Below are 18,344 nucleotides of genomic sequence, written 5' to 3'. Positions count from 1 at the left end.
ACTGGTCGTCGCCGTCACCGGCAGAGGCGATCACCGTGTCGTCGCCGTCACCAGCCCAGACCTGATCCTCGCCGGCCCCGCCCTCGATGAAGTCGAAGCCCGCTTCGCCATGGATCATGTCCTTGCCGGCATTGCCGAACAGCATGTCGTCGCCGGCCCCGCCATGCAGCTCGTCGTCGCCGGCTCCACCAGTGACGCTGTCATTGCCGTCGCCGGCCGTCACCACGTCGTCGCCGTCCTCGCCGCGCAGGATGTCATTGCCCGCATCGCCGGCAACGATATCCCCACCACCACCGGCAAGGATCGTATCGGCACCAGCCGCGCCAATCAGAACATCCCCAGCAACAGTCCCGATCAACGTCCGTGCCGCGACAGGAAGCGGATCCGTGCCGCCGTCACCGTCGTCCCCGCCCGACGAGGAGTCATCGTCGTCGTCATCACCTCCCGAAGACGTGCCGTCATCATCATCGCCGCCTGATGGCGAATCATCGTCATCGTCGTCATCATCGTTGTCGTCGCCACCTCCAGGGCCGCTGTTGTCATCATCATCATCATGATCACCATCGTCGTCGTCGCCGCCCTGATCGTCATCGTCATCGTCAAGCGGCTCGGTTTCGAAGATGCTTTCGGAGAGGCTCGTTAGTCCGGTGTTGCGCGCCACGATGTCGGCGAACTCCTGCCCGTCGATGAAGTCCTCATAGAAGTCGAAGTTGTCGAAGCGGTTGAGGTAGTAGAAACGGTCGGCCTCCTGCAGGCGGTCAAACTGCTCCTGCAGCACGACCCAGAAGGTCTGACCCACCATGCCGCCATTGATGTGCTTCTCGGCAAGGCCGCCGACCCAGAGGTCGACACGGTCGATGCCCTTGACAAGGCCTGTACCATCGGCCTGGATCGCAACCTGAATGTCAGGGTTGATCGCCTGGAAGCTTGCTATGTCCCCGGCCTGCAGCACGAGGTCCGGATAGGCCTGACGGAATTGGTTGATCACTATGTCCGACAGGCCGTTGCGAGCCTGGAAGTCCTCCCAGGAGGTATAGGCCGAGAGGTTGCCGGCATAGCCGAGAGCCTCCCTGACATAGGGATCGGTTGATGCAGCCAGATCCATGCGCACCTGGTTCAGCGTACCGAGCCCGACATCCCAGGCGCGGGCAACGTTGAAGGAGAACAGGTCGGCATTGATGCGGACGAGATCGTTGCGCACCGCATCGACGATGTTGAAGTCCACTTCCTCCGCACTCTGGGTGACGATACCGCCAAGGATCGAATTGACCCCGAGCTGCCCGTATCCGGGTTGCGGCACATAGCCGGGAGGTAACGGACCCTTGAAGACACCGGGATCATTGCTCGGATTGAGGAAGGCGTCGTAGAGCGCCACCTGCCTCGGCTCGCCATCCGGCCCGATCACTGTCATCGTCTGGCCAATCAGAGAATGGCCAACGCGATAGACCGCTGCGGCAAACTCATGGGAGATCGCGGCCGTTGCATTGGGGTTGTATTCCTCGAAGCCATGATCGCCATCGCCCCTGATGCCGCCAATCAACATGTCGGCGAACTCGGTGAACACAACGCGCTGGTATTCCGCTTCATTCACCATCTTGGCGGCCTGGAACAGCTCCTCGGCCGTTCCCTGGAAGCCGGACTGCTCCAGAAGTTCCACGTGGTAGTTGTGATTGCGTGCCCAGATCGTGTGGATCGAGGTCAGCGCAAAGTTCTCGTTGCCGCGTCCATCGCCGACGACATAGTGATCGAGTGCGCTGATGAACGGGTTGGCGTCGAGAAGCAGCGCATGGCCACTGCCCATGAAGTTGGAGGTCATCTGAGGCAGCATCGTTTCATTGATATGACCGGTCGCATCGACCAGACCGGCGTAGTAATCACGGAAGCTGATCTGTCCGCCTGGCAACTCGGCATCACGGAAGATCGTGTTGGCCTGCCAGTGATGCGTGATCAGTTCACGCAGCGTCGGCAGTAACCGGAACTCCGTATTGGACGGATCCACCGCACCCTGAAGCAGGTGCGAACCGAAGCCCTGGTTTCCATCGCTTTCGCGGAGGAACTGACCGACCAGTTCATGCGAACCGTATGACTGGTTCTGGTCGACGAAAGGCGAGGTCTTGTTGAGATGCTGCGACACGCCATTCTCGTCGATGTCGTGGACGGTACCGCGCGTCAGATCCGCGGGATTGCCCGAACCGGGTGCACCGCTGCCGGGTGCGCCGATCTGGATCGTTCCGTTGCCACCCTTCGGCAGGAAGTCGAGCCCATGGTCGAAGTACTGACCGAACGCCATGAAGAAGATGTTGGCGTTGGACGCGTTCTTCGCGAGGTTGGCTTCTTGGGCGCCGAGCACGTTGCTGATGTTGCGTGGATTGAGCCCTTCGAAAATCGGGTTGATCTGGTTGTTGCCTGATCCGGCGTCGTATTCGCCATAGTGCGCATTGGTAATCCGGATGAACGGCTCGTCGGCGGCACCCCAGTCGGCATGCTGCTCGTTATTGCCGTGGCCGGACAGGCTGCGCACGCCACCGAAGCCTTCCGTATCGTCGTCATCCTCGAAGGCAGCAAGACCGTTCACGAGGTTCTTGAGGCCGGCGAGGTCAGCTGCGGTATAGGCGAACGGTCCCGAATTCGGGTCGTCGTCTTGAGGTACGAACTGCGGCGGAACGACACCCGTAAAGGTGATCGAATGCGTGCCGTTCGAGAGCGTCCGTGTGCCGTTTGTATTGTCGCTGAGCGTGTAGCCCGTGATCACGGATCCCGGGGCCAGTTCGACGACATCCTGTGGGCGCAGCGTGCCGACGATGGTGTCGTCGCCGCCATTGGAGCGGAAGACGATACGGTGCTGCGAGTCGAGGCCGGTGATGTCGACGGTGTCATCGCCGCTTGTGCCGTCGATGGTGATTGTGCTCGGATCGAGATCCGTGCCTGCGAAATCGCCCGAAACGACAAAGGTGTCGTTGCCGCCGCCGCCGTTGATATCGATCTCATCCATACCGGCCAGCTCTGCCACCACGATCGACGCCCCGGCACCGACGCTGCGGGAGACGACGATTTCGGTCGTCGCCTGGAGCGGGTCTGCCAGAAGACCGGTCCTTGCCAGATAGTCGGCTACATCCTCGACGAAGAACGTCTCGTCATTGTTGTCACCGCGTATGCGCAAACGATCCGTGCCGACTCCGCCGTCGATGATATCGCGTCCATCGCCGACCTCCCAGGCAATCGTGTCGTCGCCGGCGCCAGCATTGATCACGTCATTTCCGAGACCGCCGACGAGGTCATCGTCGCCACCAAGCGCGTTGATCGTGTCATTGCCGCCAAGCGCATCGATGGCGTCGGCGCCTTCGGTCCCGGTGATGGTGTCGGGGCCGTCTGTCGGGATGACATCCGGCAAGCCCGCCTGCACTTCGGCGAGCGTCACCGTCCCATCGTTGAACTGAAAGTTCTCGATGCTTATGACGGCATCTTCCTCATTCGTGCCAACCACCTCCAGCTGGCCTTCGGCATTGATCTCGAAGACGAAGTCGGCCAGGTTGCCGGCGAAGACAGCGGTATCGTCGCCGTCGCCGCCATCGAGAATGTCGTTGCCGTCACCGCCTGCGAGCGTATCGTCACCAAGCCCGCCGAAGATTTCGTCGTCGCCGGTTCCGCCTGTCAGGTCGTCATCGCCGGCAAGTCCGAAGATGATGTCATTACCACCAAGGCCATCGATGGTGTCATCACCGGGCGTTCCGACAAGGACGTCGTCACCTTCCGTTGCAACGAGGTTCGTTGCGGGAACGAGCGGATCTGTCGGCAGCGAAGCGACAGCATAGGGAATGCCGTTGGCGTCGGTATAGCGGACGATGGCGCGAACGCGGACATCTGCGCCGACTTCGAATTCGCCGTCCGTTGCCGGCGTAAACGACGGACCACGGAAGCCGGTATCGACGAAGACGCCGGGATCCGTTTCGATCTGCCATTCGATGATCAGCGGCGGGAAGATCTTTCCGCCATTCGGATTGTCCGCATCCGTTACGCCCGCGAGCGAGCCGTCGGAGGCCATCTGCACCTTGAGCAGCTGACCGATCTGCGCGAAGCCTTCTACCACCGGATTGCCGACCGGTGCTGCGTCATCGACCTCGACGAGCTCCACCGTCTGATCGGCGAATTGCAGGCGCTCGATGTTGCTGACCTTGTCGACGCCATCGTTGACCGCAACGCCGCCGACTGCCGTATTGACCAGGTGCCTAACGATCGTCTGTTCGTCGCCGTCATCGTCGAAATCAATGCCTTCGATCTCGTATTCACTGCGACTGCCGCGGAAGACCGCCGTGTCGATGTCACCGTCACCGTCGGCTGTGAGGACTTCACGCACGATGTGCATCTGATCCGGTCGGACAGTGCGGTCGACCAGAAGCTCGAAAAGCGATCTTCCGATCCAGGACGGCGCGGGGGCTTCGGCTGCGGTGAACACGTGCCGCATGCTGTCGACTGTTGCGATCTGATTGGCAGCTGAATTTTCCGAGCCGGATGTTATCCGGATCCGGACGTTGAGCCACCGGTCGCCGTCGATGATGTCGTCGCCGCCATTGCCTTGCAGCAGGTCGTGGCCGCCGCCACCAAGCAGGACGTTGCCGCTCTGGTAAAAACCCGAGGCATCGAGATCGACGATCTGATTGAGCCCGGCGATGCGGGCAAGCCCTTCGGCATCGAGACCGTCATTGAAGAAGATATTCTCCGTCGTTGCGACCGTGTCTCCGGGCGCAATTTCGCCAAAGGTGCGCTCATCACCAATGAGCGTGTCGTTGTGATCCCATCCTGAGAGAGCCTCAACCTTGTCGAACCGGTTGCGAAGAATGTCTTCCTGTTCGGTGGTGAAGATCGGAATGTTCATGTCGGCGTGCGCATCGCGTGCGACGCCCTTGAAGATTGCCCAGTCGAAACCGAACATGCCTTCATTGCGCATGACGCTTTCGCCCTGCACCATGATGTCGTCACCGGACTCGCCGTCGAAGTCGTTCTCTTCGTTGCCGGCGAACATCACGTCATGGCCCTTGATGACACTGTTGAAGAACAGCTCCGAATTGTCACCCGCCGTGGTGTCGAAACCGCCACCGCCTTCGATCCAGTCATCCCCTTCATTACCCATCAGCAGATCGACACCTTCGCCGCCGACGATAAAGTCATCGCCTTCGCCGCCGAAGACCTCCGTGTCATCGACACCGACAAAGATCGCGTCCTTGCCGATCCCACCCATCAGAATGTCGAGACCGTTTGAGTTGGCGATAACGTCGTTGCCCTCGTCACCCTTGATGAAGTCGCCGCTATCCCCACTGTCGGTGAGAATGTCGTCGCCCGCGCCGCCGTTGACGAGATCGACGCCGGCACCCGATTCGATCCGGTCATCGCCGGCATCGCCCCAGATTCCGTCATCGCCGAAATCCGTGATGATCGTATCGTTGCCACTCGTGCCGCCGGCAACGATGTGCTCGCCGCCGGTAAAGCGTAGATAGTTCACGTCCACACCCGGTGTACCGGGGTCGTCACGCGCAACCTTGCCGAGGCCCATGGCTTCAAGCGCTGCGTCGGTTCCCAGCGGATCAACGCCTGCCGCAGTACCGTTGTAGTCGGCCTGGTTGGCAGCGTTGACTTCGAGGACGAAGTCATAGTTGCCGAACGAATCCACGCCCATGTGGCGGTTGACGATGTCGTCTGCGGTGCCCCGGATACCGTCCGGGCCGGGCTGTGCGATATCGGTGTTCGCCATGATCATCTTGGCGAACGAGTTCTGTTCCAGCATGTTCAGGAAGTTCTGCCCCTGTGTGCGGGTCAGATAGTAAAGGCGATCGCCATCCTGCAGGTTCTCAAGTTGGGCTTCGAAGATCGCATTGAACGTCGAGCCGAGGAAGCCGCCAAAAGGCATCTTCTTTTCTGCAAGCCCGCCAATCCAGAGGTCGATCGCATTGAGGCCGCTGTTGGCCGCAGTCCATGTGCCGGTGCTGTTCAGGAAGGCCAACCTGTCCGCGTTGAACGCGTCAGCAGCTGCGCCCGTCAGGCTGTCGTCACCGAACACCAGGGCCCAGGCTGCATCCCGCTTGCCTGCCACGGTCGTTTGCCCGGTGATCGAAGTGTGGGTGCCGTAGGCGGCGATGAAGTTCACGACAGAGATCGGATTCTTCAGATTGGCCGCGAAATCGGTCCAGCTGTCATAGGGCGTCAGGAAGCTCGAGCCGGTTGCCGCATAGAGCTGTGTGCGCGCGTCGTTCAGTGTCGGAATACCGGTATCCCGACCTCTCGCGATGTTGATGGATGCGAGGTCGAGCGGCAGGCCGAGCAAGCTGTTTCGAAGCGCGCCGGTAATGAATTCGTCGATCTCGTTGCCGCGCTCGATGGTCATGCCGCGAACGATGGCGCCGGCGGCCTGATCCGCTGTCACCGTACCATCATTGTCGAAGGCGACCGGATTGAGGAAGGCCGTGATCAGCCCCATGTTGTCGGTGCTTGTCACAGCACCATTCGCGTCGATGAAGACGCGCGGCATGTTCTCCGTCAGCATCGAATGACCGAAGCGGTAGACGGTGTTGGCGAACTCCGAGAAGATCGACGGATTGATGTCGGTAATGTTGTTGAAGACAAATGGGTCGATCGCCGGCTGAATCTTGCGGGCAAACTCCTCGAAGACCAGATGCTGATATTGCATCTCCGTTGCAAACCGCGCACCCTGGAACAGGCGTTCACCGTCCCAATCGAGCGTATCGGCAACGGCGAGTTGCTGCAGTGCCGTCATGGAGGCAAAGCCGGCTGGCAGACCGGTGATGCCCTCGCCAACCAGCCATTCGTTGATGAAGTCAAGGTCGCCACTGTTCAGAATGGTCAGCTTCTGCGAGTCGATCTGGCGATTGTGTTCCGAGTGGAAGATATGGTGGACAGCGGTCAGACCGATGTTCTCGTTGCCGCGGCCATCGCCCGTAATGAAATGACGATCAAGGAGCTCGTCGTCGTATTGCGCGATGTTCGAGGTAAGCCTGACATCGTCGATGAGGATCTGCTGGCCCGTCCCACCACCATGGGTCACGACAATTCGAAGCTCCTGGCCGGCAGCACCGGCCGGAACAACACCTGAACTCAGGGTTACCGGCAGCCAGCCGCCCTCTCCAGGGATCGGCAGCACAAGGCTCGACAGGATCGCGCCACCTGCGGCAACGAGCTGAACCGTGCCTCCACCGAATGTCTGGTCGGTCCGGTCGCCGACATTGAGCGTCAGTGAATAGGTCCGACCGCCCTGCAAAAGGACACCCGTGTCATGCGTCAGGACAGCTGCGGAATCGAGGAACACGACATTGCCGCCCCCGTGTCCGGTTTCGGCGATAACAGTGGCCGTCGGGTCATAGACGCCACCGAAGCCTCCTGTGATGTCCCAGCCGGGAGGAGGTGTTTCGGTCCAGTTGCCGAGCGCGGCATCGACATTGACGCCAGGCGTACCATCCGTAAGGACGACCGCATCGAAGCCGTCAAGGACCGGCGGTGGCGTGCCGATACCGTCATCAGCATCCGCAGCCTTGAACTGGCCGGTCTGGCTGTCGAACGGGTTGGCCTGGTGGGCGATGTCATCAAGGAAGGCATGGCCGGTGCGAAGGGCACCGACACTGAACGTGTTCACAGGCGTGGCGAGATTGCCCTCAACAACGCTGTCGTCTTCGGTATTCGGAATATTGTCGGCCCCGATGCCGGTTATGATCAGGGGCAAGCCGTTGTCGCCGCGAATGAACTCGCCGTAGGCGTCGGTGCGTAGCAGCGGAAGGTTGATGACGTCACGATCGCTCAGCTCGATTCCGAGCAGCTCACGCGCCTGATCCTTGATGTCCTTCCAGGTCGGAAGTCCGTTTGCCGCACCGTCCAGCAGCTTTCCGGTGGCCACCGGCACATCGACCAGCTCGTCGTTGGGCCTCATGACATATTCACGCAGGAAGACCTGGTGGGAGGCGTGTGACGTATAGGTCTGGTTCTGGTCGACAAAGGATGTCGTCGTATTGGTCTGCGACCCGTCCGGCGTGGGTGCTGCGCGCGTCAGGACCATGAAATTTGTACTGCCTCCCGGCACGTAGAGCGGATCGTCGGGTTGCAGCGGAATGAAGACGGTGCCGTTGTTGCCTTTCGAGATGAGATCGAGGCCGTGGTCGAAGAACTGCCCGAAGAACGTCATCCAGGCATTGAAGGGAGCAGACAGGCCTTCATCCGGGGCAATGTTGGGGATAACGAGGGTACCTTGATCATTGACCGTCAGGCCGAGTTCTTCGGCGAACGCAACGAAAGCCGCGCTGGGATTGGCAGCAACAGCTGTCGCATGAGCGTGTGTTTCTTCGGCCACCGTGAGCGCTTCAGCCGCAGTCTGGATCGCGTCCAGTAATAGCGGATCCCCCGGCACATAAGCTGCGACCGCAGCATTGACCGCCGCCTCCGCAGTCGCAACTGCCGTCTGCGCCGTCGCAAGCGCGGCATCTGCCTCTGCCTGCGTGACCCGTGCGGCAAGCAACCGCTCGAGATCCGCTTGCGGATCCTCTGAGCCTGCATATGTCAGCGCCGCAAAAATCGCCGCCGGATTGTTGATGCTCATGTCAACGACGAGATTGGAAATAATGCGAGGATCGGCGTCAGCGACGTTGCCTGTATGTCCGCCGTTGACCGAAGGCAGGCTCGGCGAACCGACAACGCCATAGTCGTTGTTGGTGACAGCCGGCGATCCCGGAGGACCAAATGGCATTGTGTCGCCATCGGCGTCGTTGACGAAGCTGCCGTCCAGCAGCCTCGGCATCGACTGGTCGGCCGCACCCCAGGTCTCCCGGCCAGGCACAACGTTGTTGTAGGTCCCGTCGACCGTCCGAAGACCAGCCGGAACATGAGGATCTGGAATCGCAAGCAAGGCGCCCGGTGTCCCCGCGGGAACGACATTGCCCTCGGCATCGACATAGATTTCGGTCAGAGCCGTTCCGGCAGCATGTGCTTCGGCAATCTTGATCTGACGCAGAATGAAGATCATGTCCTGCAGATTCAGTGTAAATGCGGTCATTTCCCTCTCCCCTTAGAGCGCAAAATTCCCACCCGGCAGACAAGCGTGTATAGCCGGCCAGAATTTGTGTTATTGTCTGATTTTCTAGTTATATATTTTGGTTGACTATGCCGTCAGAGAACAAGGTCGAGCAAAAATCCAGACTATAGTATTCCAGTGAAAGCAACGAAGGTCGCACCATCACGATATACTCAGGGCCAGCAGAAGCTGTCCCATGGGACAGTCATCGCCCGTTCGCGAGGACAGTCGGGGCGCTTTTGTTTGATCGTCAGCTGGAATGATCGAAAGTGTGTTGCCAGCAGGAAAAATATTCGCAAACATGAATATAATCATCGGCGTCGAGTTTCGGGGGGAGCATGGCGTTTGCGCAGAGCGAAATGACAAAACGGGTATGGCCCGAGCGCCTGGCCGTCACATGGCGATGGATGAAGGACCGGGTGCGCAAGGCGCGCCTCGAGGTGAAATTCATTCTCATCGCGTCGCTGATCGTCCTTGCCCTGATGTTCCTGCTTGGACTCTGGACGACGAAAAGCATCGAGAGGGCGATCATGCAGGGGGCGGGCAGCGTCGGAGCGGCCTACCTCCAGACTTTCGTCGAGCCGCTTATTTCTGAACAGGATATCCGCTCCAAGAGCCTGTCACCCGAGGTCAAGGCCAAACTCGATCAGCTTCTCGGCGACAGCCCGCTTGGCCAGCATGTGCGTGAGATCAAGATCTGGAACACCGATGGCAGCCTATTCTATTCGACGGCGGGGCAGAAGTTCGACAGGGAAGAGGTCTTTGACGAGCTGAGGCGTGCGACGAAGGGCGAAGTCGTCGTATCGCGCACCATGATCGCAAAACACCACTACTCCGGAGACGAGCGAAAGTCCGAATACATCGAGGTCTATGCACCATTGGTGCAGGACGCGTCCGGCAAGACGATCCTCGTCGGCGAATTCTACGAACGACCCAACTATCTGCTTGCAGAAATTGCCGGCGCATGGCGCTCGACGCTGATGATCGTGCTCCTCGTTTCCGTTCCCATGCTCGCTCTTCTCTACATGATCGTCCGCAGCGGCAGCCGCACGATCGACGACCAGCACACGGCGCTGCGCGCAAGCCTCAGGCACGCGTTGGAGCTGTCGAACCAGAACCGGCGTCTGCGGCTCGAGGCCGAACGCGCAAGACGGGAGGCCGGCAAGCTCAACGAGAAGATCCTCGACCAGATCGGTGCAGACCTTCACGACGGCCCAATACAGGTACTGACCCTCATCAAGCTCAGATTGAGCGACATGAGGCCATCCCCCGCAGAGAGCGACGGCGTGGTGGTTTCTGCCGAAAGCATGGGCAAGCTGCAGCACTTCGTCTCGGCCGTGCTGGAAGACATCAGAAACATATCCTCCGGCCTCGTCCTGCCTGAGCTCGACAACCTTTCGCTCAACGAAACCATTCTGCTTGCCGTTCGCCGTCACACGGACCTGACCGGCAATCGTGTCGCTCTGAAGGGTAAGCTCGATGTCGATCCGAGCCGGGGACATCTGAATATCTGCGTCTATCGCTTCATCCAGGAAGCGCTGATGAATGCACACCGGCACGCGCCAGGAAACGTCCAGCAGCTGCGCTATGGCATGCGGCGCAATCGCATTGTCATTGCCATCGCCGATATCGGCAGTCCACCGAAGGCGCAGGCCATAGCCCCGCAGCGCATTCGCCTGGGCAAGCTGATGCAGAAGCGTCGCATCCGTGCCTTCGGCGGCAAACTCCGTACGATCCGCCGCAGCAATGGCACGCTCGTCATCGTCCTGCTGCCACTGGAGTAATTCTGATGCCGCGGTCCGCGGAACCGGGGCCTGTCATCGGCAATTGCGCGAAGATGATAATACCAGTATAGCTCCAGATACCGATTTTCAGGATCGTCGGGATCGATCCGTCGAAAGGAGCGCCATGTCCGAAATCAGCTTGATCGAACGTGTTGGCAGGGAGCTCGGCCAGAGCGCGCCCGACGTGCCCCTCTACAAACGGCTCAAGTCGGCGATCGAGACTGCCATTCGCTCCAACGCGGTGAAGCCCGGCGGCATGCTGCCGGGGGAACGGGTTCTGGCAGAGAACCTGTCGCTGTCACGCGTAACGGTTCGAAAGGCGCTGGCGTTGCTCGAGGAGGAAGGGCTCCTCAACCGGCGCCATGGCTTCAGGACGGAGGTCGGATCGCGTGTCGAAAAGTCGCTTGCGACGCTGACAAGCTTTTCTGAGGACATTCGCGCGCGCGGGATGGAACCTGGATGCGTCTGGCTTTCCAAACAGATAAGCCGACCATCACCAGCCGAAATGATGGCCCTTGGTCTTTCCGCCAGCGCCATGGTCGTCCGTATGAAACGCGTCCGCACGGCAGACGGGCAGCCGATTGCGGTCGAGAGTTCAACGGTGCCGACGCGCTTTGTTCCTTCACCGGATCTCGTTCGCGACTCGCTCTACGAGGCGCTTGCCGCGCGCGGTTTCATGCCACAGCGGGCGATCCAGCGGATGCGATCGAGAGCCGCCTCCAGCGAGGATGCCGCGCATCTCCATTGCGAGGCCGGCGCGCCATTGCTGGTGACCGAAAGACGCTGCTTCCTGCCCGACGAACAGATCGTCGAATATTGTGAGACCCGCTACAAGGGCGAGGTCTACGACTTCGTGTTCGAACTGCAGCGATAAGACCAGTTATAAACTGGTTGTATTCTGGTATTTTCCATCTATCGTGATGCCGAAATGGAGTGTCGCGGGTGCAACGGGAAGACATCAGGAATAGCCTCATCGTATCCTGCCAGCCGGTTCCGGATGGACCGATGGACGAGGCCGCGTTCGTCACGGGCTTCGCAAGAGCGGCTCTGAGTGCCGGGGCGAGCGCACTGCGGATCGAATCGGTTGCCTATGTCAAAGCCGTGCGGGCCGCCGTCACCGCCCCGATCGTCGGGATCGTCAAACGCGATCTTAGAGACAGTCCGGTGCGCATCACTCCGTTCCTGTCCGATGCGGAAGCGCTCGCCGATGCCGGAGCCGATATCGTCGCCTTCGATGCCACTGATCGCGTCCGCCCGGCATCCGTGGAAGCGCTGGTGCGCGCGATAAAGGCCAAGGGCAAGCTGACAATGGCGGACTGCTCTTCGCTTGAGGATGCAGGGCGCGCCCTTGCTGCCGGCGTCGATTTTGTCGGCACCACGCTCTCCGGCTATGTTGGCGGCCCGGAACCCGTCGACCCTGACATCGAGCTGATATCAGCCATGCGTCGGCTCACACCTTTCGTCATTGCCGAGGGACGTATCCGCTTTCCCGAGCAGGCGGTATCAGCGGCAAGGGCCGGGGCATTTGCCGTGGTCGTCGGCTCCGCGATTACCCGCACCGAGCACGTGACAGGCTGGTTCAGCCAAGCGATCGGCGAAGCCTATCGGGCACCGTCTTCAACGGGAGACGGCACTGTCCTTTCGATCGACATCGGCGGCACCAAGACAATGGCAGCGCTTGTCAGCGGCGACAGGGTTGTCGAGGAGGTCGTGGTTGCGACCGAACGCGGCGCCGGACCTGATGCCTGGCTCTCGACTGTGTTTCAATCGACCGCCGGCTGGGCGGACCGCTATGCCAGGATCGGTATCGCCGTCACCGGCGTGATCGAGGATGGATCCTGGTCGGCCCTCAATCCGGCAACGCTTCAAATCCCTGACCGCTACCCTCTCATCGACCGTGTCACGCGGATGTTCGGCAAGCCGGCTACTGCCGTCAACGATGCGCAGGCTGCGGCCTGGGGCGAGTACCGGTTCGGGGCAGGAGCGGGCGCCCGGCGCCTCGTCTTTCTCACGATCTCGACCGGCATTGGCGGCGGGGTCGTCATCGACGGCAGGCCGCTTCTCGGTCTTGCCGGACATTTCGGGCTGATCCGCTCACCTTCCGAGGGACAGTCACCGTTCGAGGACCAGACATCGGGCCGGTGGATTGCCAGCGAAGCCTCGCAGAACGGCCACCCGGTCGATGCCGTCGAAGTCTTCGAGCGCGCCAGAAACGGCGAAAGCTGGGCGGCAGACATCGTCTCCGGCTCTGCCTTTCGCGCAGCAACGCTCTGCCGGGACATCCAGCTGATGCTCGATCCCGACGGGATCGTCATCGGCGGCGGCATCGGCCTCGCTCAGGGCTATATCGACCTCATGGAAAACCATTTCAAGGGATTGTCGCCGAGGCTTGCACCACGTCTCGTGGCGGCAAGGCTCGGCCGGCATGCCGGTATCATCGGCGCTGCGGATCTTGCTGGAGGAAGCCCGGCTGCAGCGGGGAAATAACGACGTAAAACCAAACAAGAAAGGGAACGATGATGACATACAAAAACACGTCACTTGCACTTGCGGCAACGCTTCTTGCGGGCGTCGCCCTGCCTGGCATCGCAAATGCCACCGTCACGGTGCTTGGCTGGCCGGGCGGCTCGGAGGAAACGGCGCTGCGCGCCACGGTCGAAGCCTATAATGGCCAGGCCGGTATCAGCGATGCCGACAAGGTCGAGCTGCTGTTCTTCAACCGCGACGGCTTCTTCGACAAGCTGCAGGCCGACATGGCCGCCGGCTCCAATGCGTTCGACGTCAATCTTGTCGCCACCTATTCGATCGGTCGTTACGCATCCTACATGGATCCCATCGACCTTGGTCCGGATGCCGCGAAGGTCTTTGGCGAATCCGTCCTCAAGACGATGCAGTTCAACGGCAAGCAATATGGTGTCCCAACCGACCTTTCCCTGCATTTCATGTACTACCGCAAGGACCTGGTGGATGCGCTTCTGAAGGACGATGCGGCAAAGAAGACCTACGGGGAGATCGCCAAGAAATTCCTCGGCAAGGAGCTCCAACCGAAGGATCCCGACAGCTGGACCTGGGACGACTGGGCGGCAACGTCCCTCTACTTCAGCAAGCAGGCAAATTCGGCAAGCCCCGTGCGTTACGGCACCGTCCTGCAGATGAAGAACCTTCTCTTCAACATGATGGTCTTCCAGTCGCTGCCGCGATCCTACGGCGGTGAATGGATGGACAAGGACGGCAAGATCACCGTCGACTCCAACGCCTACAGAACGGGTCTCGAGCTCTACAAGAAGCTCTATGACGCCGGCGCCTCGCCAAAGGACTCGCTGAGCTACGAATACGCCGAAACCAACGCCGCCTTCGGCTCGGGCCAGGCCGCGACAGCACTGCAGTGGAACGCCGCAGCGGCAGACCTGACCAATGCCGAAAAAACTCCGGCTGTCGCGGAGGTGACCGGCATCGTTGCTCCCCCCGCCGGTCCGGACGGACGCGCCGACCACATTCACGGCCTTGGCCTTGGCCTCAACAAGAATGCCAAGAACAAGGAAGGCGCGGTCAAGTTCCTGAAGTGGCTGGCGAGTGAAGATGCGGCATTGCTCTATGCCAAGAGCGGCGGCTCCCCGGCACTATCGCCTGATGTCGTCGCCAAGGTCGCCAAGGAACGTCCCGATCTCGTCAAGCTTGGCGAATTTGCCAGCAAGTATGGCTACGTCATGAATGGCGCAACCTCCGCCAACGCGCTTTCGGTCTACGAGCTGCAGGCGAAGGAATTCACCGGATACTGGTCCGGCCAGCAGGGGCTCGACGACGCGCTTGCCCATGTGCAGACCGGCATGCAGGATCTCCTGAAGAAATAGGACAAAGCCGGCGTCAGCCCTTTGGCTGTCGCCGGCATTCCCGGCGGATGATGATGGCTACCGTAAAACATGCCGAGGGCAGGGCCTACCTGACGCCGCTTGTGGCGTTCCTGCTTCTGTTTCTCGGCTTTCCCTCTCTCGTCAACCTGATCTATTCGGTCTCGACGGTCAGTTTCGAAAACCTGCGCAGTCCAAGCCTCACCGGTCTTGGCAATTACACCTCGGTGCTGGCCGATGGGGAGTTCTGGCAGGCCGTATCCTTTTCCATGCGGTTCGGCACCCTGACCGCACTGATGGAATGCCTGATCGGGCTGTTCCTCGCGATCTTCCTTGCGCCGCTTCTGGCCAGGCGGTCCTTCCTGATGGCACCATTGATGCTGCCGTTGATGGTTGCACCGGCGATGGTCGGCCTGATGTACCGTCTCGTCCTGCACGAGTTTGCCGGACCGGTGCCCTATTATCTGTTCCTGTGGTTCGGGGACAGCCCGGCATTCCTCGATGTGACCAACGCCTTCCGCACACTTGTCGTCGTCGAGACGCTGCAATGGACGCCCTTCGCCTTCCTGCTCTTCTACATGGCCTACGTGGCGATCCCGCGTGATGTCCGGGAGGCCGCCGCACTCGACGGAGCACCCTGGTACAAGATCCTCTGGTGGATCGAGCTTCCGCTGATGGCGCCGACCCTCGTCATCGCCTTCTTCATCCGCTTCATCGATGGCTTTCGCGTCTTCGACAACGTCTATGCGCTGACCGGAAGCGGCGCCGGCGGATCGACGACATCGCTCTCGATCTACATCTACCAGGCATTTTTCAAGCAGGGGGCAATCGGAAAGGCCGTCGCGGCGTCGGTCGTGCTGTTCATCGCATCACTGGCCGTGCTCTACGGCCTGAACTGGCTTGCCGCCCGCAGGAGGACTTAGGCGATGCTCAATGCTGCTCGCTGGATCGTTTTTGCTGTCGCCGCCTTTGCCATGAACTTCCCGGTGATCGTCACGCTCGTCACCTCGCTGAAGAGCACGCGGGAACTGTCGATGAATGCCGGCCTGCTCGTCAGCCAACCGACGCTCGAGAACTACCTTCGCGTCCTGACAAACACGGATCGTTTCAACATCTACTCCTATCTTTTCAACAGCACGATCGCATCCCTGATCGGCACGGGCCTTGCCATCGTGCTGGCGTTTCCGGCTGCCTACGCCATTGCCCGAAGCGAGGCAGGCAAACGAACACTCCTGCCTGTCATCATCAACCTGCGGGCCGTGCCGCTGATCATCTTCGCCATCCCGCTCTACATGATGTATCAATGGCTGGGGCTTCTCGACACGCAGCTCGGGCTCGGGCTCATCCTGACGATCGTCAATACGCCGCTCGCACTCGTCATCATGGTCAACGCGATTTCCGACGTCCCGCTGGAGCTCGACGAGGCTGCGAAGGTTGATGGTGCGACCTCCCTTGAGATCATGCTCCTGATCATTCGGCCGGTCGTGCGGCCGGCACTCGTGACCACGTTCATCTTCGGCTTCATCACCGCCTGGAACGAGTTCCTGTTCGGCCTTATGTTGACAACCAGTCGAGCCGTTCCGATGACGGTCGGCGCTTCGTTTTTCTTTGCAGCCAGTGGCGGCGGTGTCCAGTGGGGAACGGCTTCGGCCGTGATGATACTTGGCGCATTGCCGCCGGCCGTGCTTGGACTTCTCATGTACAGGCAGATTTCCGGCTCGATGACCGCCGGCGCCGTCAAGGGATAGGTCTTCCGGCGGCCTCTCGGGTGGCCTTGACCGGTCTCTTGCGCGCTCCGGGCCTCGAAGATCCAGTTTTCCGGACAGCGAGAAAAACGGCCGGATCGCTACTTGGCATCGAAAGTATAAAACATGCTTCCGCAATATTTACGCATCTTGCCTCAATATACATTCTACCGAGCCAAATCCTGCCCCAATGCTTGCATGATATACTTTTTGTTTCGACTGAACAAATTCGATCACAGGGACTTAATTGCCTGATTTTCCTGATTTAATTCAATATAGGATTTGGCCGCAAAAAATTATATTATCGCAAATATGTTTTTACTGTTGCATGCGGAGTTATTTGCGCCTAGCATGTAATGACCGCGATACCAAGGACGATCAATAATACGTCCGGGTGGGGTTTCCTTAAACTGCAAGAATTCATTCCGTAGAAGTCATTCCTCGGAAGGTTTAACTACGCGCAGACAGAGGTCGCCCATGGAACTTGATCTTCATTCCATTCACCATGCCTCCACGCAAAAAGTTGCTCTTCTCGACGCCTACTATCCGGGCACGGAGACGCGCACCCATCGGGTCAGTGTCTTCGGTGCCGGCTATGTTGGTTGCGTATCTTCCGCATGTCTCTGCAATGACGGTTTCCCCGTCGTCGCAGTCGATCCCGATCCCTTCAAGGTCGACCATCTCGCCGACGGTCAGGCTCCGATCGTGGAGCCGGGTCTGGACGAGTTGCTTCACAACGCCCATGACGGCGCACTGCTAAATGCCACGCAATCGGCAGCCGATGCCATCAACGACACGGATATCTCGTTCTGCTGTGTCGGTACGCCAAGTCTTCCCGATGGAACGCTCGATACCAGCCATGTGCGGCAGGTTTGCGAGGATATCGGCAAGGCACTTCGGCACAAGAACGAGTTCCACATCGTCGTCATGCGGTCGACCATCCTGCCCGGTACGATGGAAGAGATCGTCATCCCGACACTGGAGACTGCTTCCGGCAAGGTTGCTGGACGTGATTTCGGCATTGCCTACTATCCGGAGTTTCTTCGTGAAAGCACGGCGATTGCTGACTACTACAAACCAGGCGCGATCGTGTTTGGACAGTATGGGGACGATACCCGTTCGATCGACGCCCTCAGGGACCTTGTCAGCGGCATCGACGTGACACCGCACGTCATCCCGATGCGAAGCGCCGAAATCGTCAAATACGCCAACAACTGCTGGCATGCCGTGAAAATCAGCTTCTCCAACGAGATCGGCAACATCTGCAAGGCCAAGGATATCGACAGCCATGTGGTGATGGACGTGCTCTGCTCGGACACCCGCCTGAATATTTCCCGGGCCTACATGAAGCCCGGTTTTGCCTTTGGCGGCTCCTGCCTTCCCAAGGATCTCAGGGCATTGACGGCACTCGGCCGGTCGATGAACGTTCCGACACCGCTTCTGGATGCGGCCAGGCTTGCCAACACCGTCCAGATCGATCACGCGCGTTCGCTCGTCGATGCGGCACCGCACGAAAAAATCGGCTTCATCGGCGTGACCTTCAAGGCAGACACCGATGATCTCAGGGAAAGCCCGCTCCTCGAACTGGTCGAGGGTTTCCTTGGCAAGGGCAAGGAGGTGACGATCTACGATCCACACGTTGCCAGGGATGCCAGCCAGGGCCGCAACTACCTCAGGCATATCGCCGTCCATTTGCGCGACAGCATGGACGAGGTCATTGCGTCCTCCGAGGTCATCGTCGTCGGCAACAAGTATCCCGGCCTGAAGGATGCACTCGAAGCCGCCGGCATGCCGGTTACGGTGATCGATCTCGCCCGCATCGAACGGCCGCAGAACGGGAACGTCACCTACCACGGTTTGTGCTGGTGATTGTTCTGCGCCGGCCGCGGCAGGTGGCCGGCGC

The 18,344-nt window shown here is 60.0% G+C and carries 8 protein-coding genes; 7 read left to right on the top strand and 1 reads right to left on the bottom strand.

Annotated elements, in window-relative coordinates; all coding sequences use genetic code 11:
* The coding region (locus FHT97_RS23990; protein WP_183864479.1) for a peroxidase family protein at window positions 1-9,046 on the bottom strand (9,046 nt) is incomplete at its 3' end.
* A gap of 377 nt (window positions 9,047-9,423) precedes the next feature.
* Here FHT97_RS23990 and FHT97_RS23985 point away from each other — a divergent pair.
* From FHT97_RS23985 to FHT97_RS23955, 7 genes are all read left to right on the top strand, one after another.
* Entirely contained in the window at window positions 9,424-10,848 is a 1,425-nt protein-coding gene (locus FHT97_RS23985) for a histidine kinase (protein ID WP_183757396.1), read from the top strand.
* A 124-nt stretch (window positions 10,849-10,972) separates the two neighbouring features.
* Complete coding sequence (locus FHT97_RS23980; protein ID WP_183864478.1) at window positions 10,973-11,722, top strand: GntR family transcriptional regulator; 750 nt, start codon at window positions 10,973-10,975, stop codon at window positions 11,720-11,722.
* Window positions 11,723-11,790: 68 nt separating this feature from the next.
* Complete coding sequence (locus FHT97_RS23975) at window positions 11,791-13,335, top strand: putative N-acetylmannosamine-6-phosphate 2-epimerase (protein WP_183864477.1); 1,545 nt, start codon at window positions 11,791-11,793, stop codon at window positions 13,333-13,335.
* A 32-nt stretch (window positions 13,336-13,367) separates the two neighbouring features.
* Window positions 13,368-14,699, top strand: a complete 1,332-nt coding sequence (locus FHT97_RS23970; protein WP_183864484.1) for an extracellular solute-binding protein — start codon at window positions 13,368-13,370, stop codon at window positions 14,697-14,699.
* A 53-nt stretch (window positions 14,700-14,752) separates the two neighbouring features.
* A complete protein-coding gene (locus tag FHT97_RS23965) occupies window positions 14,753-15,619 on the top strand; it encodes a sugar ABC transporter permease (RefSeq protein WP_183864476.1) in 867 nt (288 codons plus the stop codon).
* 3 nt (window positions 15,620-15,622) lie between these two features.
* Complete coding sequence (locus FHT97_RS23960) at window positions 15,623-16,444, top strand: carbohydrate ABC transporter permease (RefSeq protein WP_183864475.1); 822 nt, start codon at window positions 15,623-15,625, stop codon at window positions 16,442-16,444.
* Between the two features lie 474 nt (window positions 16,445-16,918).
* Complete coding sequence (locus FHT97_RS23955) at window positions 16,919-18,310, top strand: nucleotide sugar dehydrogenase (RefSeq protein WP_183757390.1); 1,392 nt, start codon at window positions 16,919-16,921, stop codon at window positions 18,308-18,310.
* Window positions 18,311-18,344 lie beyond the last annotated feature (34 nt).

The sequence above is a fragment of the Rhizobium sp. BK399 genome (genome assembly GCF_014194695.1).
In the GTDB taxonomy this organism is placed as follows: domain Bacteria; phylum Pseudomonadota; class Alphaproteobacteria; order Rhizobiales; family Rhizobiaceae; genus Rhizobium.
The sequence above is the reverse complement of the archived record's forward strand: the minus strand, read 5'-3'. Positions and strand labels throughout refer to the sequence as shown.

What these genes read in the sequence shown, in the direction of transcription:
- FHT97_RS23985 (WP_183757396.1), top strand. Translation starts at nt 9,424, where the DNA reads ATGACAAAACGGGTATGGCCCGAGCGCCTGGCCGTCACATGGCGATGG.
- FHT97_RS23980 (WP_183864478.1), top strand. Translation starts at nt 10,973, where the DNA reads ATGTCCGAAATCAGCTTGATCGAACGTGTTGGCAGGGAGCTCGGCCAG.
- FHT97_RS23970 (WP_183864484.1), top strand. Translation starts at nt 13,368, where the DNA reads ATGACATACAAAAACACGTCACTTGCACTTGCGGCAACGCTTCTTGCG.
- FHT97_RS23965 (WP_183864476.1), top strand. Translation starts at nt 14,753, where the DNA reads ATGGCTACCGTAAAACATGCCGAGGGCAGGGCCTACCTGACGCCGCTT.
- FHT97_RS23960 (WP_183864475.1), top strand. Translation starts at nt 15,623, where the DNA reads ATGCTCAATGCTGCTCGCTGGATCGTTTTTGCTGTCGCCGCCTTTGCC.
- FHT97_RS23955 (WP_183757390.1), top strand. Translation starts at nt 16,919, where the DNA reads ATGGAACTTGATCTTCATTCCATTCACCATGCCTCCACGCAAAAAGTT.